Source organism: Deltaproteobacteria bacterium (genome assembly GCA_016709225.1).
In the GTDB taxonomy this organism is placed as follows: domain Bacteria; phylum Myxococcota_A; class Polyangia; order Nannocystales; family Nannocystaceae; genus Xiheibacterium; species Xiheibacterium phototrophicum.
Genome location: JADJEE010000002.1, coordinates 1936159 through 1959045, shown reverse-complemented (window position 1 = coordinate 1959045; position 22887 = coordinate 1936159). Strand labels below are relative to the sequence as shown.

20 protein-coding genes are annotated in these 22887 nt (G+C 70.7%); 12 read left to right on the top strand and 8 right to left on the bottom strand.

Annotation, left to right across the window (positions count from 1 at the left end; translation table 11 throughout):
• Nucleotides 1–234: 234 nt before the first annotated feature.
• From IPH07_22270 to IPH07_22255, 4 genes are all read left to right on the top strand, one after another.
• The gene (locus IPH07_22270; GenBank protein MBK6920142.1) at nucleotides 235–810 is read left to right on the top strand and encodes a pseudouridine synthase; all 576 of its coding nucleotides are present in this window, start codon (nucleotides 235–237) and stop codon (nucleotides 808–810) included.
• A 153-nt stretch (nucleotides 811–963) separates the two neighbouring features.
• Nucleotides 964–2364 carry a hypothetical protein gene (locus IPH07_22265; GenBank protein MBK6920141.1) on the top strand — a complete coding sequence of 467 codons (1401 nt, stop codon included), beginning with the start codon at nucleotides 964–966 and terminating at the stop codon, nucleotides 2362–2364.
• Between the two features lie 178 nt (nucleotides 2365–2542).
• The gene (locus IPH07_22260) at nucleotides 2543–3013 is read left to right on the top strand and encodes a hypothetical protein (GenBank protein MBK6920140.1); all 471 of its coding nucleotides are present in this window, start codon (nucleotides 2543–2545) and stop codon (nucleotides 3011–3013) included.
• Nucleotides 3014–3046: 33 nt separating this feature from the next.
• Nucleotides 3047–3949, top strand: a complete 903-nt coding sequence (locus tag IPH07_22255; protein ID MBK6920139.1) for a hypothetical protein — start codon at nucleotides 3047–3049, stop codon at nucleotides 3947–3949.
• Between the two features lie 3 nt (nucleotides 3950–3952).
• Here IPH07_22255 and IPH07_22250 read toward each other — a convergent pair whose 3' ends face one another.
• The 3 genes from IPH07_22250 to IPH07_22240 are packed head-to-tail and all read right to left on the bottom strand — an operon-like array spanning nucleotide 3953 to nucleotide 6240.
• Nucleotides 3953–4657, bottom strand: a complete 705-nt coding sequence (locus tag IPH07_22250; protein ID MBK6920138.1) for a hypothetical protein — start codon at nucleotides 4655–4657, stop codon at nucleotides 3953–3955.
• A complete protein-coding gene (locus IPH07_22245; GenBank protein MBK6920137.1) occupies nucleotides 4650–5240 on the bottom strand; it encodes a sigma-70 family RNA polymerase sigma factor in 591 nt (196 codons plus the stop codon). Before IPH07_22245 ends, IPH07_22250 begins: the two co-directional genes overlap by 8 nt.
• A 7-nt stretch (nucleotides 5241–5247) precedes the next feature.
• Nucleotides 5248–6240 carry a hypothetical protein gene (locus IPH07_22240; protein ID MBK6920136.1) on the bottom strand — a complete coding sequence of 331 codons (993 nt, stop codon included), beginning with the start codon at nucleotides 6238–6240 and terminating at the stop codon, nucleotides 5248–5250.
• A gap of 73 nt (nucleotides 6241–6313) precedes the next feature.
• Here IPH07_22240 and IPH07_22235 point away from each other — a divergent pair, with 73 nt between their 5' ends.
• The gene (locus IPH07_22235) at nucleotides 6314–6802 is read left to right on the top strand and encodes a GFA family protein (GenBank protein ID MBK6920135.1); all 489 of its coding nucleotides are present in this window, start codon (nucleotides 6314–6316) and stop codon (nucleotides 6800–6802) included.
• 118 nt (nucleotides 6803–6920) lie between these two features.
• Nucleotides 6921–8039 (top strand): DUF1624 domain-containing protein, encoded by a 1119-nt coding sequence (locus IPH07_22230; protein MBK6920134.1) that lies wholly within the window; start codon nucleotides 6921–6923, stop codon nucleotides 8037–8039.
• Between the two features lie 3 nt (nucleotides 8040–8042).
• Here IPH07_22230 and IPH07_22225 read toward each other — a convergent pair whose 3' ends face one another.
• Nucleotides 8043–8996, bottom strand: a complete 954-nt coding sequence (locus IPH07_22225) for a LysR family transcriptional regulator (GenBank protein MBK6920133.1) — start codon at nucleotides 8994–8996, stop codon at nucleotides 8043–8045.
• 296 nt (nucleotides 8997–9292) lie between these two features.
• On the opposite strand from IPH07_22225, the gene IPH07_22220 reads away from it, so the two are divergent.
• Nucleotides 9293–9799 (top strand): hypothetical protein, encoded by a 507-nt coding sequence (locus IPH07_22220; protein ID MBK6920132.1) that lies wholly within the window; start codon nucleotides 9293–9295, stop codon nucleotides 9797–9799.
• 13 nt (nucleotides 9800–9812) lie between these two features.
• On the opposite strand, the gene IPH07_22215 is transcribed toward IPH07_22220, so the two are convergent.
• Nucleotides 9813–13229 carry a hypothetical protein gene (locus IPH07_22215; GenBank protein ID MBK6920131.1) on the bottom strand — a complete coding sequence of 1139 codons (3417 nt, stop codon included), beginning with the start codon at nucleotides 13227–13229 and terminating at the stop codon, nucleotides 9813–9815.
• A 49-nt stretch (nucleotides 13230–13278) separates the two neighbouring features.
• Here IPH07_22215 and corA point away from each other — a divergent pair, with 49 nt between their 5' ends.
• The gene (corA, locus tag IPH07_22210; GenBank protein MBK6920130.1) at nucleotides 13279–14259 is read left to right on the top strand and encodes a magnesium/cobalt transporter CorA; all 981 of its coding nucleotides are present in this window, start codon (nucleotides 13279–13281) and stop codon (nucleotides 14257–14259) included.
• A gap of 1 nt (nucleotide 14260) precedes the next feature.
• On the opposite strand, the gene IPH07_22205 is transcribed toward corA, so the two are convergent.
• Entirely contained in the window at nucleotides 14261–15103 is an 843-nt protein-coding gene (locus tag IPH07_22205; GenBank protein ID MBK6920129.1) for an AraC family transcriptional regulator, read from the bottom strand.
• Nucleotides 15104–15579: 476 nt separating this feature from the next.
• Between IPH07_22205 and IPH07_22200 the strand changes: the two genes are divergently transcribed.
• From IPH07_22200 to IPH07_22190, 3 genes are all read left to right on the top strand, one after another.
• Nucleotides 15580–16743 (top strand): elongation factor Tu, encoded by a 1164-nt coding sequence (locus IPH07_22200; GenBank protein ID MBK6920128.1) that lies wholly within the window; start codon nucleotides 15580–15582, stop codon nucleotides 16741–16743.
• A 190-nt stretch (nucleotides 16744–16933) separates the two neighbouring features.
• On the top strand, nucleotides 16934–17737 hold the full coding sequence (locus IPH07_22195; protein ID MBK6920127.1) for a hypothetical protein: 804 nt from the start codon (nucleotides 16934–16936) through the stop codon (nucleotides 17735–17737).
• A 61-nt stretch (nucleotides 17738–17798) separates the two neighbouring features.
• Nucleotides 17799–20768, top strand: coding sequence for a serine/threonine protein kinase (locus IPH07_22190; GenBank protein MBK6920126.1), 2970 nt, complete (start codon nucleotides 17799–17801; stop codon nucleotides 20766–20768).
• Between the two features lie 35 nt (nucleotides 20769–20803).
• Here the strand turns inward: IPH07_22190 and IPH07_22185 are convergent, their stop codons facing one another.
• A complete protein-coding gene (locus IPH07_22185; protein ID MBK6920125.1) occupies nucleotides 20804–21511 on the bottom strand; it encodes a hypothetical protein in 708 nt (235 codons plus the stop codon).
• A gap of 190 nt (nucleotides 21512–21701) precedes the next feature.
• On the opposite strand from IPH07_22185, the gene IPH07_22180 reads away from it, so the two are divergent.
• The gene (locus IPH07_22180) at nucleotides 21702–22304 is read left to right on the top strand and encodes a sigma-70 family RNA polymerase sigma factor (protein MBK6920124.1); all 603 of its coding nucleotides are present in this window, start codon (nucleotides 21702–21704) and stop codon (nucleotides 22302–22304) included.
• Nucleotides 22305–22326: 22 nt separating this feature from the next.
• Here IPH07_22180 and IPH07_22175 read toward each other — a convergent pair whose 3' ends face one another.
• Entirely contained in the window at nucleotides 22327–22887 is a 561-nt protein-coding gene (locus IPH07_22175; protein ID MBK6920123.1) for a gamma-glutamylcyclotransferase, read from the bottom strand.

Sequence of the window (22887 nt, the reverse complement as noted above, 5' to 3'; positions counted from 1 at the left end):
AACCTGGCCAAACGGCCATCGTCGATCGGTGGCAGCGATCGATGTTCGTGGCGATGGCGGCACGGGGGCCACGCGGGCGGCGAGGGCTGGTTGGGACCGTTTGCGGGTGTGTCGGCGCAGCGGCGTGTCGGCGTCGCGCAGCGCGCGAGATCTGCCTCGGGCGGCGCAATTTCCGTTCGCCGCCGGCGATGTGTGCGGCTGGCCGTACTCTTCGGTTCGCGCAGGACCACCCGCGTGCTCATCGCGTTCCACAAGCCCTACGGCGTCGTGAGTCAGTTCCTGCCCAAGGGCGAGTGGCGCACGCTCGCGGAGTTCGGTCTGCCGCCCGGTGTGTACGTTGCTGGCCGGCTCGACGCCGACAGCGAAGGCTTGTTGCTGCTCACCGACGACGGCCGTCTGCAGCATCGACTGTCGGACCCGCGCTTCGAACACCCGAAGACCTACTGGGCGCAGGTCGAAGGCCTCGCCGACGACAGCGCGCTCGATCGGCTGCGCCCGGGCATCGCGATCCGCGACTACGTCACGCGGCCCTGTGAGGCGCGCGTGCTCGAGCATGAACCGAGCCTGCCCGCCCGCGTGCCACCGATCCGCGAGCGACGCAGCATCCCGACCTCGTGGATCGAGTTGGTGCTGCACGAGGGACGCAACCGGCAGGTGCGGCGCATGACGGCCGCGATCGGTCTGCCGACCCTGCGGTTGGTCCGCGCGGCGATCGGCGCCATCGATCTCGAGGGACTGCCGCCCGGTGGATTCCGCGAGGTGTCACCACCGGCGACGGGCGCTCGCGCCCGCCCGCGCCGCGGCCGGTGACGCGCGCCCGCGCCCGCCCGGCCCTCGACGGCAGTCCAGCTCGGTGCCGACCTGCAACGTCGTGCTTCGCAACGGCGGTGGGAACCACACCTGCGGTCCCTGCGTCGAGACGCCACCGATCGGGGTGGCACGGCCTTCGCACAGCACGCGGCGATGATTGACGTCACGAAGCTGCGCGGCCGCTGCGGCGCTTGGATGGTGGGGGCGGTCCTGTCGGTGGTCGGGCCCGCCTGCGCCGACGAGGCGCCCCAGGTCGATTGCGACGCAGACGCGTGCGGCGCGGACGCGAGCGGGGATGCGAGCATGGGTGGGGCGAGCGAGGCGTCGTCCGATGGCGGGGAGGCGGGAACGACCGGGGGCCGTGGGCTGCCCTGCGACGTGCAGGACGTCGTCGATCGCCACTGCACCGGTTGCCACGACGCGCAGCCGATGTTCGGCGCCCCGATGTCGTTGTTCGACGTCGATGCTTGGCGCGTGCCGGCTGTGACACAGCCCGAGCTCGCGGTCGCTGCGTTGGCGTCGCAGCGCATCGTCGACGAGCAGCGGCCGATGCCCGCCACCGGCACCATGCCCGCCGACGATCTCGCGGTGCTGCAGGCGTGGATCGAGGCCGGCACGCCGTCGTCGTCGGCCGCCTGTGAAGACGGCGGATCGCCGTCCGACCCGGTTGGACCCGAGGCGCTGCCGTGCGAGCCGACGGTGGAGTTCACCGCCCACGACGGTGACGCGGGCTTCCACGTGCCGGCGCAGGGCGCCGACAACCTCTACCAGTGCTTCACCTTCGCGTCGCCGGTCGCCGCGGCCACCCAGGCGATCGCATGGGCGCCGATCACCGACGATGCCCGCGTGCTGCACCACTGGATCCTCTTTCGCACCGAGACGCCGCAGCAGGACGGTGGCTCGGGGCCGTGCAACATGCCGTCCGATGCCCTGTTCGTGGCCGGCTGGGCCCCCGGCGGCGGCAACTACCAGCTGCCGCCCGATGTCGGCCTCGAGCTCGGGGGCGAGAACGTCTCGTTCATCCTGCAGGTCCACTATCACAACGTCGCGCACCTGGAGGACGCCATCGATCGCAGCGGCGTCGCGATGTGTGTCGTCGACGAGCCGCGCGAACACACCGCTGGCATCGTGACGCTCGGCACGCTCGGCATCGACATCCCCGCGGACGCAGCGGCGCACGACGAGTCGGGCATCTGTCCCGGCTGGATCACCAGCTACCTGCCCGAGCCGCTGCACGCCATCGCCAGCTTCCCGCACATGCATCAGCTCGGACGCGGCTTCCGCACCGACATCATGCGCGGCGGCGAGTCGGGTCCGGTCGAGACCCTCGTCGATGTGCCGAGCTTCAACTTCGAGAGTCAGACCTACTATCCCCACGCACCCGAGGTGTTGATCCAGCCCGGCGACGCGCTGCGAACCACGTGCACCTACGACAATGCGGGTGGGAGTCGCGTGACGTTCGGCGAGGCGACGGAGGACGAGATGTGCTTCAACTTCGTGATGGTGTGGCCGATCGAGGTGATCGGCGACAACCGCCAGTGCGGACTGCTGTGATCTGCACCGCGGCCGCGCGCGCGAAGCTGCCCGGGCGCGTCGCGGGTTCCCGTCATGGATGGCGACCCGCGCATCCGAGTGTGTGCATCACACGTGGGCCGGCCGTGCAGCGCGCTCCGTAGCCGTGCGCGGCGACGAGGTTGCAATCCGACCGCGTGCCGACGCAAGCTCTGGGAGCGTGGATGTGGAGGCGCTGTGGCGTGCGATCGTCGTGTTGGTGCACGTGCTCGGCGGCGGCGTGTGGATCGGCGCGGTCGGCTTCAACGTGTTCGTGCTGCACCCGCGCGCCGCGCGTTTCTTCGCGACGCCCACGCGCTTCGAGGACTTCGTCTTCACCGTGGTCGCGGGCATGCGCTGGTGGGTGGTTGCGGGCGTGTCGATGCTCGCGCTCGCGGGGGCCGAGCTGTGGCGCCTGCGGGCGCTCGGGCTCGACGCCGTGCTCGCGCTGAAGGTGGCGCTGCTGTCGACCAACGCAGTGCTGTTCACGTGGCTCTCGTGGCGGATGTGGCCGGCGCGGGTGGTCGCGACCGCCGCCGAACTCGCGCCGCTGCATCGGCGCTTCACCCGTGTCGGGGCGCTCATGGTGACCCTCAACTTGCTCAATGTCTGCCTTGGGGTATGGCACCACGTCGTTCGCGATGGCCGGTGATGGATCGGGCCGAGCGTGGGCAATGCCGGGATCATGGGAACCGAGTACGGCATGAAACGATGGACCAAGCTTGCGCGCGCTGGGGTGTGGCTCATGACGGCGATGGCGGCGTGCTACGACCGCGGCTCGCTGGGCAGCTATGACAGCGGCGGGTCCGATGGTGTGACCGGCTCGGAGAGCAGCACGGCGGGCGAAGGCGGGGAGGCGTCGATCACCGGTGCCAGCGCGAGCACGGGCAGCGGTTCCGCATCGGACACCGGCGATCGTTGCGGCGGCCAGGGGTGCCAGCTGTTCGAGCCGCCCTGCGGGGATCAGTGCGGCGCGCTCGACTCGCCGTTCGATGCCCAAGGGTGCCTGCGCACCCCGTGCAGTGACGGCGGCCAATGTGCGCAGGGCGAGGTGTGCTTCGTCGCGCAGGACTATGGGCTGTGTGCCGGCAGCGGTTGGTCGTGCGAGGACTCGGAGCAGGACGCCGCCTGCGTGTGTGGCAGCGATCCGAACTGCGGCGGTGGCTACTGCGTCCCCGAGGCCCTCGCGCCCGCGGTCGAGGCCGGTCCGGTCGGTGCTGCGGCGGTGGTACGCGGGTGCCCCGATGAGATCGGCGATCGCTTCTCCTTCACGATCTACGACACCGCGATGCTGTCGGGGTGCGAGCCGGCCCAGACCGGGCTCGAGCTGCTGGAGCTCCAGCTCTACGGCGCGGTCGAGCCCGGTAGCTTCGAGCAGAGCGCGACCGAGCCGCTCGGTGTGCTGTACGAGGGCGTCGACGAGCTGGAGGTGTGGACGGTGCAGTTCGGCTTCAACGAGGACACCACCGAAGCGACCGCATCCGGCACGTTCGAGGTGCTGGTGCTCGCGCCCGACGGCACGCCGAAGCGCTACGCCGGCGAGTTCGTCGATGCGCCCGTGTGTGAGCTGCTGGTGGCGTGCGGCTGAGCGTCAGCGGCACGTCCGCGGTAGCTTGGCGAGCGCCGTCGACTCGGGGTAGGTGCGCGCGAAGCTGCGAGCGCGGGTCTGCGCCGCCGCTTCGTCGCCGTGCTGGCACAGCGCCTCGATCATCAGCGCCTCGCGCTCGCGCAGGAGCTGGCCGCTGGGGAACGCAGCGCGGTGCGCCGCGAGGGCGGTGAGCGCCTCTTCGGCGTGATGGTTCGCGAGCGCCGTGCGGATCGCCTCGAGTCCCGCGAGCTCGGCTGCGAGCGCGGAGGCACGTGCGTCACGCTCGCGGATCGGCGGCGGCGCGACCTCGCGGCCAGGCGGCGAGATCGCGTTGGTGCGGGCGTCGGCCACCGGTGCCGCGGTCGTGCCGGCGTGGGGCAGCTCGGCTGGCGCCACGCCGGGGGCGACGGTGGGCTGCTCGCCGTGGGGGCGCTGCAGCTGGTCGCCGGCCTGCTCGCGGCTGTGATCACGGGCGAGCGCCCGTGGTCGCGACAATGACTGCCACACGAGGATCAGTCCGGCTGCGAGCGCGAGCGCGGTCGCAGCGATGACGAGCGTGCGTCCGCGACGTGGCTGCGGCGCAGCCTGCCGCGGCGCTGCGAGCTCGCGTGCGAGTCGCTCGCGCACCGCGAGCTGCAGCTCGGGCGGCGCGCCACGGGCCGTGCGATAGCTGGCCAGCAGCCGATCGAGATGGTCGAGCTCAGCCATGACGGGCCTCCCGTTGTGCAGCCACGAGCCGCGCGAACCGCTGCCGTGCGAGTCGCAGGCGCGAGTAGATGGTGTTCACGTTGACCCCGAGCGCCGCCGCGACCTCGACGGCGCTGCAGCCCTCGATCTCCACCAGGCTGAACACCGCGCACTGGTCGTCGTCGAGCGAGCGCAGGAACGCTTCGATCAAGGCGATCGCCTGCGCGTCGCCGGTGGTGTCCTCGGGATCGCGCGACGGTGGTGGTGGTGGCAGGGCGGCGAGCCGCCGCCGTGCCCGGGCGCCGCCGCGAAGCTCATGGGCCACCACCCGCCGCGTGATGCCGTACAGCCACGAGCGCATGCTGCGGCCGTCGAACTCGTGCAGACGTCGGTGCACCACGATGAACACGTCGTGCACCACGTCCTCGACCGCCGCTGGTGGCGCGCCGAGCTGGCACGCGATGCGGTACACGAAGTCGACGTGCTCGCGGTAGATGCCATCGAGTGCGCCCGGGAGCGGCGCGTCGTCGCGATCGGGCGCGGGCCCAGGGGCGGCGAGGGGCGGCACATCGCGGCATTGCCCGCGGCCCGGCCGATCCGTCACGGCGTCCTCACGGGAAGCGCCCCTCGAGGCGCACCAGCGTCCGCACGAACACGGGACCCACGGTATGAAGGCGCTCGAGGCCGTCGATGTCGATGCGGCTGCGCAGCAACGGCACGCCCAGCTCCGCGCCGATGCCGATGGCCGCGCGCGAGTGGACGCGCCATAGCAACTGCGGGCCGAGCAACGCTGCGACCCACGGCCGCTGTAGCCTCCGCGCGTCGACGAAGCCGAAACCCTGCACGCGCAGCTGCCCGACCTCGATGCCGCCACACAGGGGGAACTCCAGCGCGCGGCGGGTGGGCACGCCGCAGGCCTTCGCGCCCACCGTCCACTGCCAGAATCGACCGCCGGCGGCGGCGTCGGTCCGTGCGCGCTGCTCGGTCTGCAAGCGAAACCCACCCACCAGGCCCGCGCGCCAGTGCTCGCCGCGCGCACCGAGGTCCGCCTCGAACCAGCCCGTCGCCCGCGGCAGCGCACCGATGTCGAGGCCACCGGCCGCGCCGACGTAGGCACCGATCCGACGCGCCCTCGGGCCGCTCGGGGGTGCCGGTGCGGGCGCGATTGCGGCGGTCGCCGATGCTGCGGGGGTCGGCCGCGGCGTGGCGGCCGCGGTCGGCTCGGGCGCCGGCGACGGCTCGGACGCGGGCTCGGGGATCTGCGCGGTCGGGTCGGCTTGCCGCTGCGGATCGACCGCGATCGCGATCGCGAACGCGGCGGCGTCGAGCACCGCGTGGCAATCGTCGGCCACGAAGGCGCGCATCTCACTGGCCTCACCGCGGACAATCTCGAGATCGATCCGCCACAGGCCGTCATCGCCGCGGGCGAGGCTCGCATCGATCGCGACGTCGTCGTCGAGCGTGACGCCGGCGGGCAGGCTGCGCGCGACCCGTGCCGCCAGCGAGTCGCCGCACGCAGGGCCGTCGGTGTGGACCTGCGCAGCAGGCTCGGGCACCGGGTCGGAGCCCAGCCTGAGGATCGCGAGGACGGCGGCGCACCACACGGGGACGAACCCATGACCGCGACGGCGCGGCCCCAACCGCCCAGAGACTAGCACCCTGCTAAGGTCCGGTGCGATGCGACTCGAAGGCTCGTGCCACTGTGGTCTGGTCCGGTTCTCGCTCGACTCGAGCGAGCCGGTGCCCTATCAGCGCTGCTACTGCAGCATCTGCCGCAAGGCCGGAGGTGCAGGGGGCTACGCGATCAACCTCGGCGGCGACGCGGCGACGCTGCAGGTCGAGGGTCGCGAGCACGTGCGGGTCTATCGTGCGATGCGCGAGACCGACGGGGTGACCGCGCCCAGTCGACACGCTCGGCATTTCTGCGGCACCTGCGGCTCGCACCTGTGGGCCGCACACGACGACTGGCCCGCGTTGGTGCACCCGGTCGCCGGCGCCATCGATACCCCGCTGCCGCCGGCGCCGTCGTCGGTGCACCTGATGCTGGGGTCGAAGGCGGGCTGGGTCCGCGTCGAGGGCGATGCCACCGATCCGCACTTCGACGGCTATCCCGCGCTCTCGCTCGCCGAGTGGCACCGCGAGCACGCACGAACCGTCGCGACCTGACGGGCGAGGTCCGCGGGCGCTGCGTTTCGCGCGCGCCCCGATGGTGCCGGATGCGGCCCGCGCGAGGCCGCACCGATGTGCCGCGACCACGCGCTCGTGTACCGTTCGTGCTGCCCCGATGTCCGCGCACGACGACGAGACCCCGGTCACGACGGCGCGCCTGCCCGGCATCGACGTGGCACGTGCGCTCGCGGTGTTCGGCATGGTGCTGGTGAACTTCCGCGGCAAGATGCAGGCGTATCACGACGGCTGGCCCGCGTTGGTGTGGCTCGGTGATCGCATCGAGGGCAAGGCGGGCGCGCTCTTCGTGGTGCTCGCCGGCGTCGCCGTGACGCTGCGCAGCCACGCGGGTCTCGACTTCGAGGCGCTGCGACTCGAGCGACGCGCACTGCTGGAGCGCGCGACGATCCTGCTCGGGCTGGGCCTGCTGCTCATGCACCTGTGGAAGTGGGACATCCTGCACTTCTACGGCGTGTACCTCGTGCTCGCGATCCCGCTGCTGCGGGCGGCGACGTGGGTGTTGTGGTCGCTGGCGGTCGCGATGGTGCTCGGCGCATTGCTGCTCTTCCATCAGCTCGACTTCGCGGCGCACCCCAGCCTGTGGACCCTCGACGGCGCGCTGCGCCACGTGTTCTTCAACGGCGTACACCCGGTGTTCCCGTGGTTCGCGTTCCTGCTGGTCGGCATGGCCATCGGTCGGCTGCCGCTCGGCGACGACGGGCTGCGCCGACGCGTGCTTGCGACCGCCGTGGCCGTGCTGGTGCTCGCCGAAGGCGTCGATGCGCTCGCGCGCTGGGATCAGAGCACCGGGGTGCTCGGGCTCGGCGAACTCGCGCAGTGGCTGCGCACGTGGCCGCGGGCGCCGCGGCCGTTCTTCGTGTTCTCCGGGGCGTCGCTGGCCGTGACGGTGATCTGCGTCTGCATCGAGATCGCGCGTCGACGACCCCACCATCGTTGGGTCATCGAGCTGGTCGCGACCGGGCAGATGGCATTCACCCTGTACGTCGCACACGTGCTCGCCATCCTGGTGCCGATCGATCACGGGCTCCTGCGCGGGCAGCCGATCGAGTTCGCACTCGCCTATGGCTTGGCGTTCTATGCCGGCGCGATCGGGTTCTCGGTGTGGTGGCGTCGACGCTGGGAGTACGGCCCGCTCGAGGGCCTCATCCGGCAGGTCACCGGCCGCACGCAGCCCGGCCCGTGGGGCGGCGGCCGGCTGCGCGAGCGCTCGCGCTAGCCGTCAGCGATTCGGCGCGGCGGTCCGCTTGGCGCGGGAGCGTCGGTGCTCGAGCTCCAGCGTGGCCAGCAGGTTCTCCCGCGCCGACTCGACCAGGGCCGCGACGGCGGCGTGGCGGATGCGGCGTTCGACGGTGATGGCGTAGTAGCGCTCGCGGATGCCCTCGCAGTCGCCGACCTCGGCCACGTCGTGGACGTCCTCGAGCTCCAGCGCGAGCGCGGCGCGGACCGGGAAGATGCCGCGCCCGGCACCACCGAAGGCGCGCAGCAATCCCGCGTCCTCGACCTCGATCACCGGCCGCACCGTGAGACCGCGCTGCAGCAGCCAGTCGTCGAGCCGCCGGCGCAGGGCGGTGGTGGCCGGCGGCAGCACGAAGGGCTGCCCCGCGAGCGAGCGCGGGAAGTCGCGCCGAAGCTTGCGCGCGAGCGCGGCCACGGCGTGCAGGGCGATGCGCGTCTCACCGAGCACGTGCGCGTGGGTCCGCGTGCCCGCGTGGGCGGTCGGGGTCTCGTTGGTGAGCACCACGTGCAGCCGTCCGCTCACGAGCGCCTCGAGCAGCACTGCGCTCGAGCCCTGCACCACCGTCGTGACCCCGGCATGTGGGTGGTCGAGCGAGGGCCCGAGCAGGTGGTGCACCAGCGGCTTGGGCACGCCCGGCACCACCCCGACGCGCAACAGCTCGCGGCCCGAGCTGCCGCGGCCATGCGCGACGTCGTCGAGCTCGCGTCCGAGTCGAAAGATGTCCTCGGCGTAGGCCGCCGCTTCGACTCCGAAGGCGGTGAGATGCAGGCGCTTGCCCCTGCGTTCGAACAGCGCCACGCCGAAGTGCTCCTCGAGCAGCTTGACCTGCGCGCTCAGGGTCGAGTGCGTCACGTGGAGCTTGGTCGCGGCGCGCGACAGCGATCCTTCGCGGGCGATCATCGCGAAGTGGTGCAGGTGCTTGAAGTTGAGCGCCATGACTCTTTGTCGATTGCAGCGACAAGCGTTGTCAATCTTTCGCTATTTACGAAAACACGGTCGTCGCGGATGATGGCCTCGCCTTCCGCGTGGAGCCACGGTTTGTACAGCGATACCCACGACCACGACGCGGCGTCACGCCTGCTTCCTTCCGCCATGGGGTGGCGACGGAGCGAGGACGCGTCTGTCCGCTGCCAACTCGCACGTTGCGCCTGGGCGACGGCGCAGCGCCGTGGTCGTGGGTACTTCCGAGCGCGGCAATGCGGCGCTGACGAGGCCTCTCGCAGGAGGTCGCAATGACGCCGCAGGCGGGGGAGACCGCGCGGCCGATCGTGTTGGCGGTGCCGGACGAGTGCTACGCGAGCGAGACGCTGCAGCGGGCGTTCGCGCTGGCGCGCGCGGTCGATGCACCGCTCCACGTGGTCCGCGTGTTGACCGACATGATGCCGGCGCAGCGATTGCTGCGGAGCGTCGACGTCTCACGCACGGTCGACTGCCTCCGTCGGGCCCGCGCAGCCGGACGCCGGACTTCGCGGTGGTGCGAAGAGGTGTTGCACACCCCATTCCTGCACGACGATGCCGTCCGTGTTCGCGTGCGCGCGGGCGCCATGAACCGCACCACGATCGACTACGCCCGGCGTGTCCGCGCGCGTGCGGTCTTCGTGCCGTCGCTGCCGGGCTTCACGCCCGGCATGCTGCAGCGCCTCGCCCGACGAGCCGGCTGCGCGATCATGCCGGGCGGCGATCAGCTCCGCCACGAGCGGGTGATCGACGAGGGCCCGCCCGAGCGGCGGGCCTCGTAGCGCACCGCAGCGCTCACGGCAGCGTCGAGGGATCGCGCGCCGCCGGCACCGCGGGGATGTCGTTGCACGCGGCCTTGTCGAAGCAGTTCTCGCCCCACGGCGCCTCGTCGTCGGTGCGCAGGAACTTGCCGAAGACGTGGAACATGAACCACCCCACGTCGTACAGCGAGCCGACGATGACATCGGGGGCGCACTGCGACGCGCTGCTGCCGTAGGTCTCCTTGCAGATCTGGATCGCCCAGTCGGTCATCTCGCCAGGCAGCGCAAAGCCGTGCTGCCCCTGTGGCACCGCATACGGGAACGCGGCGCCGGACATCGAGCCGAGGTCGTTTCCCCAGGTGTCGGTGCGTGAGAACGGACGCAGCGGCGGATCGAGCCGTGGGATGTTGTCGCCCCAGATGTCTGCACCGTTCGAGAAGTTGGCGACGTCGACGTGGGCGCCGAAGCTCTCGTCGAGGCCCAGCAGCCCGCGCACGTTCTCGTTGTCGGGCACGTCGAGGTACGGATAGCGACGCAGCTTGTTGACCGCCTCGGCGGTGTGCGTGTCGATGAGCACCTGGTTGGCCGGCACGCCCCACGCAGGGTCGGGGTGCAGGTAGTCGACCACGCCGGCCGCTCGCGCCACCGTGAGGCCAGAGCTGGCCGGCACGTTCATGTCGCCGACCGTCGAAACGATGAGGAACTTGGCACCGGTGCGTTGGTGCAGGTTGGGGTACTCGAATGGCTCCGAGCCGAGGTAGCGCGACAGCACGCCGGGGTCGGTCGGATCGACCACCATCTGCGCGAGGCTCATGAAGCGCCGCAGCGACGGCGTGTTGCGATCGAGGCCGAACCCCTCCGCGAGCGCGACCAACTCGCCGCCGGCGATCGGCTCGCCGACGAACTTCATCGGATTGCCCTCGCCATCGAGGGGTGCCTTCATCTTGTTGACGACGTGGAGCGGCTCGAGGCCGTCCTGCACCACGCACTCGCCCGCGCCAGCCACCAGCGCATCGCCGCGGTAGATCCTCAGCTCGGTCCGGTCGCCGACATCCGATGGCAGCGAGAGCCGGGCACGGGCCGCGACGCCGTCGCCCTCGGTGGTGTCGGGCAGCAGGTAGCCGCAGCCGACCTCGCCGTTGACGAGGTTCTCCGCCACCAACGTGTCGCCGATCTGCAGGTCGGGCAGCGTGGTGATCGGAACGTCGGCCAGCGAGTTGAGCTCGGTGACCTGGGTGTGCAGCTTGGTGGTGCCGTCGTCGGCCATGGTCGCGAGGTACAGCGGCCCCATCACGCGCACGAGCACGGCCTGCGGCACGCCACCCTGTAGCGAGCGATTGCCGATGTCGGTCAGGCGACCGCCGCCCGCGATCGGGATGATGGCCTCGACCTCGGGCTCGACGCCGCCCAGGGTGGTCGCCATGATGCCGCCGAGCGACCCGCCCAGCACGTAGATCGGCGACTGCGCGCCGATGTCGACGATACCGTCGCCGTCGAAGTCGCCCGCGAGATCGAACTTGCCGTCGCCGTTGACGTCGACCTGCTCGGGCTTGCCGTCGCCGTCGATGTCGAAGTGCCACATGGTCTTGCCGTCCCACGTGCGGATGATGCGGATGAGCTGCATGTAGTCGAGCGCCGACTGCCGCACCATGTCGCGCATGTGGAAGAGGTACGCGGTCCAGAAGTCGACGCCGGAGTCGATGGTCCCGTCCTTGTCGAGGTCCTGGTCGTGCCAGCCGTCGCCGTCCTGATCGCCGCCGCGGTTGAACTGGATCGCCTCCGCGGCGGGCCCGAGGCCAGCGGCGTCGAGCAGCCCGCCCAGCAGGTCGAGATCGGAGGGCGCCAGCGGCAGCCCGTGCGAGACGTTGTCGGTCGACAACGACGCCATGCCGAACTGCGCCAGGTAGCCCGCGAAGCCGAGCAGCTCACCGGCACGGTTGCCGCCGTAGCCGTGGCCGAGCAGGACGACGGGCGCCTGCTGACCCTGGCTGCGCACGGAGACCTCCTTGCGCGGCATCACCAGCCAGAACGGAATCTCCTCGGGCCGCGCCTTGGCGGGCGTGCGCTCGAGATCCGCGGGCCACGACTGGGCATCGAGCGGCAGCCGCTGCAGCTCGGCGTCGAAGCGATCGAACAGCTGCGGCGAGACGTACGTGCCCTGCACGTGGAAGTCGACGTAGTCGTGACTCTCGATCACCGACTTGTACTGCTGCGTGTTGGGGTCGCCGCCCTGGAACATCTGCACGATCAGCGCGAGCGGGCCCTTCCAGTCCTCGTGCGGCAGCACGTAGGGATTCGTGCGATCGGGGAACTTGGTGCCGGGGCCGATGTCCTTGAGCGGGAACAGGCGCGCGACCTCGGCCGGGAACTCGTCGGCGATGTGGGCCTGCGGGCCCTCGCCGTAGAGGCCCTCGCGCACGGCGATCCAGTCCTTGGTGATCGACTCGGTGGTGTACGAGAACGCGAACGCGATGTCGGAGGGCTCGAGGCCGTCGGGCAGCACCTCGAGCAGTGGCTCGAGATCGTCGGTCTGCGCGGTGTGGTTGACGTAGGCGAAGGGCGAGCCCACCGGGTCGCCGTCGAGGTCGACGATGCGGCGCGTGACGATGACTGCGTAGCGCGTCTTCTCGCGCAGTGGTCGAAGCGGCGAGACCATGAGTGTGTTGGTCTCGCGCTCGTAGAAGTTCATCAACGCGTCGGCGCGACCGACCAGGTCGTCGCGCGCGGGCGCGCGGCCCGGCAGGTAGTTGGGCCGATCGAGCACGCCGTCGGCGTCGCTGTCCTCGGCGAGATCGAGCACGCCGTTGCCGTTCGCGTCCTCGCCGGGCGAGAGCTTGCCGTCACGGTTGGTGTCCTCGCTGGGGTCGAGCACGCCGTCGCCGTCGAGATCCTCGTCGGTCTCGTCGAACATCAGGCTCAGGTTCCACTCGCGCGGCGAGTTGCTGCCGTACCGGTCCGAGCGCTCGAGGATGATGGGGTAGTTGCCGTTGCCGACGTCGAGGTGCTGGATCTGCCCGAACTCGGGCGAGTCGCGATCGATGTCGACGAGGTAGATGGCGTCATCGGCCGAGGCGTAGTCGGGATCGTCGTGGCGCTCGCGCAGCGCCACCACGTCGATCGGCCCCGTGAACGGAATCGTGATGGGCTGGTAGACACCCCAGCCGTCGAGGCCGTCGAGCAAGGTCCGCGTGCGCCGCTCGTAGCTGGTCGCCGCGAGCACCGAGGCGTTGACCCGCAGGCCGGTCGGCGAGGTCGCGTCGGCCCGAGTCGCGATGTCGTTGGGCAGGGGGATGTCCGGCAGCGGGCGGTGATCGAAGTCGAACTTGACCGTGATGTCGGCCGGCTCGGCCCGCATCAGGCCCTCCGGCTCTGCACAGGCGGGCAGCCCTGCCAGCACCACCACCACCGCGAACCCACCGGCCCGTCGAAACCCGCCCTGGTACGTGCTCATGCTCGAACTCCCGGCGCGGATGATAGCCGACGTTCGCTACCATGGTGGCGTGACGATCCGCATCCTCGCGCTCGGCCCCGATGCTTCGCTCCCCACCGCCGCCACGCTCGACGAGCTGCCGGCGTTGCTTGCAGACCCCAAGCAACTGGTCTGGGTCGACCTGCTCGATCCCGGTGAGGCCGAACGCAAGCTGCTCGAAGAGGTGTTCGCACTGCATCCGACCTCCGTCGAGGACCTCTTGGCCGACGCCGTCACACCCAAGCTCGAGCGTTTCGAGAGCTACCTCTACGTGGTCTGGCACGCGCTCACGCCGGGTTGGGAGCAACAGGTCGACTTCACGCTCTGCGATCTCGATCTGCTGGTCGGCAAGAACTACCTGCTCACCTCGCACAACATCCCGTTGCCATCGGTGGACCAAGCTTTCGAGAACGTACGCAAGAAGCCTGACCTCATGCGCAAGGGTCCGGCCTACTGCGCATACCTCATCGCCGACGTGCTGACCGAGCGCTTCCTGCCGCTGATGAAGCGACTCGAGCAGGACATCGATGGCCTCGAGAGCGCCATCGTGAAGAACCCCGGGCCCCACCTGCTCGAGCAGATCTTCACGATCAAGGACAAGCTGCAGCGACTGCGGCGCGTGGGCATGCACCAGCGCGAGGTGCTGAACCGCCTGTCCCGCGGCGGCGGTGACGTCGAGATCATCCCCGACGAGGTGCGGCCGTTCTTCCGCGACGCCTACGACAACTTCGTCAGCGTGGTGGATCTCAACGACAGCTTCCGCGAGATCGTGCAATCGAGCATGGATGCGTACCTGAGCATGCAGGGGCACAAGCTCAACGAGATCATGAAGGTGCTGACGCTGATCTCCACCATCATGCTGCCGTTGACGTTCATCGCCGGGCTGTACGGCATGAACTTCAAGGTGATGCCCGAGCTCGAGTGGCAGTACGGCTACTTCGCCGCGCTCGTCGTCATGGCGATCACGGCGGTGGTGTTCCTGTGGTACTTCCGCCGCAAGGGTTGGCTGTGAGCTATCGACCCGCGGCCGCGCGTGCTCGCGCGGCGTAGGGGCCCGGCGCGCAACCAACCACCTCGCTGAAGTCGCGCGAGAAGTGGGCCTGGTCGGCGTAGCCCAGCTCGGCGGCGAGCTCCGCCAGCGAAGGCGGCGACGACTCGGTCAACCGCTGCGCGACCTCGTGCAGCCGATAGCGTCGCGCGACCCACTTGGGGCTCACCCCGACGTAGCGACGGAACTGCCGCTGCAGCGTGCGCAGCTCCACGCCCGCGTGCGCGGCCGCGTCCTCGGCCCGGCGCATGCCGTGGTCGTGCTGCATGTGCTCGACCAGGTCGCGCAGGGCGGCCGCCTGCGCCGGCAGCTGCGGTCGGCGGCCCGCGAGCCAGCGCTCGGCCAGCTCGACCCGCGTCGCGAGGCTGTCGGTCCCGTCGATGGCGTGCATGAGCGCGTCGGCCTCGCCACCAAAGAGCTCCCGCAGCGGCACCACCCGATCGGTGAGCTGGTGCAGTGGGTGGGGCCACAGCGCGACGAAGCTCGCCGGTCGGAACTTGAGTCCGAACACCCAGCCGCGCCCCGCGAGCGTGCGACGGAACGCGCGGGTGGGCACGCCGCTCAGCTCCGCGCGCAGTCCGTCGGCCTGCGAGCGGCTGATGGTCACGTGCACGGTCGGGTGCGGCAGGGTCTGCGCGAGGTGGGGCGTGCGGAGCTCCCAGCGAACCCACCAGTGATGCGTGAGCACGGATGCGACGGCGTCGCTGGCACCGACGCGCTCGTGCTCGATCACGCCGTCGGGCGCGTCGGTCTGCAGCAGGCCTCGCACAGGACCTGGATCACGGCGGCTCGGCAGACGCGGCGTCATGGGCGGCGCTTCTCGGCGCAGAGCGTGGGGGTGGCGGCGAGATTTTGCAACGTGACGACGCGCGCCATCGTCGGTGATCGCGGTTGACAACGTGGTGGACCGTGCGTATCTCTTGCAGCTCGAGTCGCGAGGCAATCATGCTGACGGCGAACACCACCACCTGGGCTTCGAAGCAGGACGCGCGTTGCGACGCGCGACCGCTCGCCTTGCGTGCGTCGGGCGCCTTGCGATGGCCTGTCGCGCTACTGCTCTTCCGCTGAGACATCGGCGATAGCGCGACAGGCGGGGTTTCGAGGCGGTCTTGTGGACTTCGGGCGGCCCCTGTTGGGCGCCCGGCCGCGTCCACCCTTTCATCGCAGCCGGCGGTCTTCGAACGCGCGGGCCCGTGAACGCGAACGCGATGCGTCCGCGGCGGGCTCGTCGTGTCGGCTGCACGCACGCATCCACGACACGACATCTTCGAGAGTGAGCAAGTCATGACCACCAAGATCCACATCAACGTCGGCACCATCGGCCACGTCGACCACGGCAAGACCACGCTGACCGCCGCCATCACCCAGGTGATGGCCGCTCGTCACGGCGGCAAGTCGCTGGCGTTCGCCGACATCGACAACGCCAAGGAGGAGCGCGAGCGCGGCATCACCATCAACGCGTCGCACGTCGAGTACGAGTCCGATCACCGCCACTTCGCCCACATCGACTGTCCGGGTCACGCCGACTTCATCAAGAACATGATCATCGGCGCGTCGCAGATGGACGGCGCGATCCTGCTCGTCGACGGCTCGCAGGGGCCGCAGAAGCAGACCATCGAGCACGTGCTCCTCGCCCGTCAGGTCGGGGTGCGCAACCTCGTGGTGTTCATCAACAAGGTGGACATCGCCGATCCCGAGCTGCTCGAGATGGTCGAGATGGAGGTCGCCGAGCAGCTGGCGAAGTTCGACTATCCGGCGGTGTTCGTGCGGGGCTCGGCCCTGCAGGCGCTGCAGGCGGTGCAGGAGGGGCGGCTCGATGATCCGTGGGTGCACGGCATCGTGGCGCTGGTCGAGGCCATGGAGCAGCACATCGCGGTGCCGCCCCGCGACCTCGAGGGCCCGTTCCTGATGCCGATCGAGGCGGTGCACACGATCCCCGGTCGTGGCACCGTCGTCACTGGCCGCGTCGAGCGCGGTCGCGTGAAGGTCGGTGACAAGGTCGAGGTCGCCGGCCGGGTCGACGACGGCAAGGTCGTCGTCGTCACCGGCACGCAGGCGTTCCGCAAGGATATCCCCGAGGCCACCGCCGGCTTCAACGTCGGCATCCTCCTGCGGGGGCTCGATCGCGACGACGTCGCGCGCGGGCAGGTCCTGATCGCGCCCGGAAGCCTGCGGGCCCACGGGCGCGGCGTCGCGGAGATCTTCGTGCTCACCGCGGCCGAGGGCGGGCGACACACGCCGTTCGCCAGCGGCTACGCCCCGCAGTTCTACTTCGGGGCCAGCGACGTGCCGGCGGTGCTCGACACCGACGGCGCGGTCGAGCCGGGTGACCGCGCCACCGTGCGCTTCGATCTGGCGCGCCCGACCGCGTTCGAGCCGGGCATGCGCTTCGTCATCCGCGAGGGTGGCAAGACCATCGGCGCGGGGGTCGTGACCTCCGCGTCATGAACCGAACGACGGGCGCTCCGCGGGTCATCGCACCTGCGGGGCGCTTGGCGTCCGCGACGCCATGGCGCCAAGAACGGGCGCGCGCTCGTGGGGAACGTCCTGCGGGGCGGCGGTACTGCCCCGACGCGGCGAGCGGAGCCGGCCCTGACGGCCGGGTTCCCAGCCTCGCCGGCGCAACGGAGTCGATCCCATGTCCAGGCTTTCCGCACTCACCTTCGCCACCCTCGCTTTCATCGCACCGGCCGTGGCCGTCGCCGCGACGAAGGACGATCGCGCCGCCTCGGGAAAGGGCTCGGTGACAGTGCCCTCTCAGCCGACCAGCTCGCGCTACTTCGGGCTGAACCGCCTGTGGCTCGCGTTCACCAACGGCGATCACAAGCTGAAGTCGATCGGCGCATTGCTCGGCGCGAACACGACGACGGCGACGCTGGCCGACAACGACGGCAACGATCCCTTCAAGTACAGCTCGACCAACTACGTGTTGCCGGCCGGCACCACGATGTACGAGACCGTGAAGACCGACTGTCGCGGGCGCTGCAAGGTCGCGATCGCCAACGGTGGGTCGAACCAGGAGTTCGTGCTGGTCGGCTTCTCGTTGAAGCGGGACAAAGACGACTCGAACGTCAGGGTCGTCGCGATCGAGCCCGCGGTCGGCACCGGCTACGTCTGGGTCGAGTTCGCCGACAACGGCGTGTTCGACTACGACGTGCACCTGCAGTACGCCTATGTCTTCAAGAGCCAGCTCGTCGACGGCAAGGCCTACGAGCTCAGCGGTCGACGCACCCATGGCGAAGAAGAGCTGCGCCTGGGTGGTAGCTGCGGGGGCGGAATCGGCGTCTTGTCGGGCTTTCGGTTCCAGTTCGACAACGGTGATCACCACCTGCGGGAGCTCAGGATTGCGCTCGATCACCTCGGCGCATCGGTGCGCTACAACGACGCGGACTTCGGCGATCCGTACACGGCGAAGATCCGCGGGATGAGCATGAAGCTGTAGAGCCGACGCCGTGCGGTGGCAGCGAGCGCGAGGGCGTGCGTCGGGTGTTACCCTCGACCCCATGGGTGCGTCCGGGCACGAGGACCCCACCGAGCGGGCGACGCCGGCGAAGGCGTCGTCGCAGGACACCACCGTGGGCGCGCGGCTCATGCGGGACGCCCTCGCGCAGCGGCTCTTCGGTCTCGAGACGCCCCGCGGGCCCACCTGCGTGGGCCGCTTCGTGCTCGTGAAGTGCATCGGCGAGGGCGGCATGGGCACGGTCTACCGCGCCTTCGATCCCGAGCTCGAGCGGTGGGTCGCGCTCAAGCTCCTGCGCGGCGGCGCCGACGAGGGCGCACGGGCTCGCATGATGCGCGAGGGGCAGGCGATGGCGCGGGTGAACCACCCGAACGTCGTGCCGGTGTACGAGGTCGGCGCGGTCGAGATCGATGGCGCGCCGCGGGTGTTCGTCGCGATGGAGTTCGTGCGCGGCGTCGATCTCGCGGCGTGGATGCGCCAGCATCCGCCGGGCGACGCGGCGCGTCGGCGTGTGGCACTCGACCTGATCGTGCAGGCCGGCCGCGGGCTCGCAGCTGCCCACGACGCGGGGCTCGTGCATCGCGACTTCAAGCCCGCCAACGTGTTGGTCGGCGACGACGGCCGGGTTCGTGTGGCGGACTTCGGCCTCGCGCGTGCGGAGCACGCCGTCGTCTCGGACCCTGTGTTCCCCACCGGCGTCGAATCAGCTGCACAGGGGCTCACGCAGAGCGGCACGATCATGGGCACGCCGGCCTACATGGCGCCCGAGCAGGTCGCGGGCGGGCGCGTCGACGCGCGGGCCGACCAGTACTCGTTTTGCGTGTCGGCGTGGGAGGTGTTGTTCGGACGGCGTCCCCACCTCGACGAGACTGCGGTGGGCGACGGGCGGGATGTCGAGATCCCCCCGTGGTTGCGGGCCGTGCTCGAGCGCGGCGCGGCCGAGGAGCCGGGCGACCGCTTCTCTTCGATGACGGAGCTCGTCGATGCGCTGCAGCGCGATCCGACTCGTCGGCGTCGCCGCATCGTCGCGGCGACCGCGACCGTCGGCATCGCATGCGCAGCATTCGTCGGCCACCGGATCGAGCGTGGGCATCGCTGCGATGATGCGACAGCGGCGCTCGACGGCGTGTGGGCACAGCCCCAGCGCGATGCACTCCGCCAACGCGGCGAGACGCCCGAGCTCCCGGGCATCCCGGCGGTGGTCGATCTCCTCGGGCAAGCGGTCGATGCCCACGCGCAGGCGTGGTCGACCGCGGCGATGGAGATCTGCACCGCCGCCCGCATCCGTGGCGAGATGGCGGACGACGAGTACGCGCTGGCGGTCGCGTGTCTCGACGACCGGCTCGCGCGTTTCGAGGCGCTCACCGATGTGCTCGTCGACGCCGGGCCAGAGCAGCTCGGCGCCGCGACGAACCTGCTGTCACGGATGCTCGCGCCGACCGATTGCCGCGATCCCAAGCGGTTCTACCGGCAGCCTCCCCTGCCCGACGAGCCGGCGCTGGCCGAGCAGGTGACCGCGGTGCGGCGAGCGATGGTCCGCGCCGCCGCGGTGCGGGGTGCGGGGCACGTTCCAGAGGCGTTGGCGCAGATCGATGCGCTCATCGAACGTGCGCGGTCGCTCGGCTGGGCGCCGCTGCTGCCCGAGCTGATGTACGAGCGCGGCATGTCGGTGAGGATCGCGAGTGCCGACGGCGACCCTTCGACCGAGTTCTCCGAGGCGTACTGGCTCGCGCTCGAGGGCGGTGACGACACGACTGCCGCGAGGGCGGCGACCGAGTTGATGGGGCTGGCACACAGCGAGAACCGCCTCGCCGACGCGGCGATGTGGGGTCGGTACGCGGAGATCTTCGGCGCACGGGCGGGCGAGACGGTCGATGATCATCGTTGGCGCCTCTCGGGTGCGGCCCGCGTCCACGTCGCCCGCGGCGAGCTCGAGGCGGCGGAGCAGGCCGCCCGGGAGGCGGTGGCGGTCATGGAGGCGCACTACGGCGAGGACCATCCAGCCATCGCCGGCGCCTTGAGCGATCTCGGCGTGACGCTGCGGCGGCGTGACCGACTCGACGACGCGGTCGCGGTGCTCGAGCGCGCCATCGCGATCCAGGAGCAGGCTTACGGCGCCACGTGGTACGGCCTCGCGCTACCCCTGACGAACCTCGGGCACGTGCTCGACCAGCTGGGGCGCTACGACGACGCGCGCCGCGTGCTGCAGCGTGCGCTCGAGGTCACCCGAGCGCACTACGGTCCTCGCCACTTGAAGACCCTCAGCGCCGCGGCGGACGTCGCCACCACGTGGATGAACACCGGCGAGCTCGAGCGGGCGGTGGCCGAGATGAATGAGGTCGAGCGGGCGTACGCCGGCACCCCCGACACCAGCCCGGGCGTGTTGGTACTCCAGGCCAACTTGAGCGAAGCATTGCTCCTCGACGGACGTTGCGCCGAGGGTCTCGAGCGCCTGCGCGCCGTCGAGCCGCGCTTCGCGGCGGTCCATGGCGAGCGCGCACCGCAGACACTGCGCGCGCGCACGCGAACATGTGTCTGCGAGGCCGAGCTCGAGCCGCGGGCCGCGGGGCCGGCCGCGTGCGCCGAGGTGCTCGGCCAGTGGTTCGCCGACCGGCCGCAGGACGACGGCCGCTTCGCGGCGCAGATGTCCGTCGCGCGGCAGACCTGGCGGCGGGGTGAGCTCGAGGTCGCGCGCGATTTGCTCGAGTCGCTGGAGCAGGAGTACGAGCGCGACGCGCAGCGGTCGGCCATCGCCCGGCAGCTACGCGCCCGCGTGCTCGTCGACCTCGGCGAGGCCGAGGTCGCGGTGCGGCTGTCGACCGAGGCGTGGGCCAACATCGCCGCCACCGCGCAATTCCAGCCCACGCTGCTGGCGCAGCTCACCCTGCACATCGAGGTGTTGCGGCGCGCGGGTCGTTCCGCCGAGGCCGAGGGTGCGATCGCGCGAGCCCGGGCGCTCGCACGCACCGAGCGTCAGCGCGAGAACGTCGAGCGCGCCGCGGCGACCCCCTGAAGCGGTGGACCCACGCGGCGCGCAGTCGACCGGCGTCACTGATAGACCACGTCGATCTTCTTGAACGCGATCGACACGATGCGGGTGTCGTCCTTGCCGTTGCGGTCGTTGCTGATGTCGTCGCCGCCGGTGTCGCCCACGATGGACATCACCGCGACGGGCCCGTCGGCGGGCACGCGGTTGTGCACGTGGTTGCCCTGGAACTGCATGTCCTTGACGCCGCGGTTGACCTTCTCGACGAACGCGAGGGCCTCGCGTTCCTCTCGCGTGGGGGCGTTTCGGCCCGAGAGGGTGCCCTCGGCCTGGATGACGACCTTGACGATCTGCTCGACGATGTCGACGACCTTCTTGAAGTCCTCGCCCGGCATGAGCAGCTGGAAGCCCCCCGGCTCGCTGCGGAAGTTGACGACCGACTCCGTGTCCCCTCCGCTCCCGAGCACGCGGGCGATCCGCTTGCCCGCAGGAGCGGTGAAGATGGTACGGCGGAAGGTCTCCTCCACGGTGCTGCGGTCGCCACCCGTCTCCACCGCCTTGAAGTAGATCTCGGCTTCGACCTTGGTGCGGTCGGCGTTCGGCATCAGGCGTACGCGACAGGTGATGTCGGGCCCGTTGCCACCGAACTCCCGATCGCCGCGGACGAGGTTCTTGGGCACCAGCTCACTGGTGATGTCGGTCGGGCGGACCTCCACCGAGTTGCCGCTGGCGTGGGCGACCGTGCTGGTGGGGATGGCAACGGCGGCCAAGAGGGCGCAAGAGAGCATCGAACGAAGGACTCGCGTGAACATGTGCATTCTCCGGTTCTGCGGCGTGCGTTGGCCGCATCCGGCAGTACCGGTGGGCCGGCGGATGTTCCGTGTCGGCGATCGTTCGCGGGCGTGCCGCACAGCCCCCCGGCTTGAACGCCGTCGCGGGCTCGGCGATGATCGAGCGGCGGTGACGGACGGCGACGACGAACTGCTGGCCCGCTGGCGAGGCGGTGACGTCGGCGCTGGCAATCAACTCTTCCTGCGCTACTTCACCGCCGTACGCAGGTTCTTCGTCAACAAGGTCCCGGCCGAGGAGGTCGAGGATCTGGTCCAGCGCACGTTCACGGGCTGCATCGAGGCCCGCGAGCGCATCCGTGAGGGGGGCAGCGTCCGCAGCTATCTCTTCGGCGTGGCGTACCGGCAGCTCTACAAGTTCCTCCGCGACCGCGCGGCCGCAGCTCGTCGCGCGGAGGTCGACTTCTCGGTGTCGAGCGTGCGGGATCTGGGGCAGACGCCGACCTCCATGCTCGCCCAGCGTCGCCGACAGGAGATCCTCTTGGAGGCGCTGCAACGGGTCTCGGTCGATCATCAGACCATCCTCGAGCTGTGCTACTGGGAGGAGCTGAGCGGAGCGGAGCTCGCGGAGGCGCTCGACATCCCCGCCGCGACCGTGCGCACGCGACTGTTCCGCGGCCGTCAGGCGCTCGAGGCCGCGGTCCGCGAGATCGCCGGCGCCGCCTCGGGTGACGAGCTCGAGCACGAGCTCCGCGAACTCGGCCGCCCGCGTTGACGCTCGTGCGGTCGGCGGCTCGTCAGCCGACGCGCAGCAGGGCGGCGAGGCTCGCGATGTGCTCGTCGGAGATGCCCGCGGCTGCCAGCGCGTCGGCCAGCTCGAGCACGTACTCGAGGTTGGCGCCGCTCGGGCCGTGTGCGCTGCGGATCTGCGCGGCGAGGGCATCATCTTCGGCGGGCCCGGCCCAGTTGGGGTTGCCGGGATGGGCGATCCACACCCACGCGTCGCCGAACGCACCGCCGCCGGGGTGCTCGAGCGCCGCGCGGCCGCGGACATAGCCACCGCTCTCGCGCACGTCGAGCATCGCGAGTACGTCGTCGGCCTGCGCAGGGTCGAGCTCGTACACGACGCCGCGGCAGTGCGCCGCAGCGTCGCCTTGCACGAGCGTGACCACGCGACCCGGGGCCCCGGGCACGCCACGGTGGTCGGTCGAGGCCTGCCAGAAGCGACGCGACCAGCCGCGCAGCACGGCGGGCGCGTGCGAGCGCGGCGTGAAGCCCGGGCGCCAGATCAGCGAGCCGTAGGCGAACACGCGCAGGTCGCCGGGGGCCAGCGGTGCGGACGGTGGTCGATCGCGCAT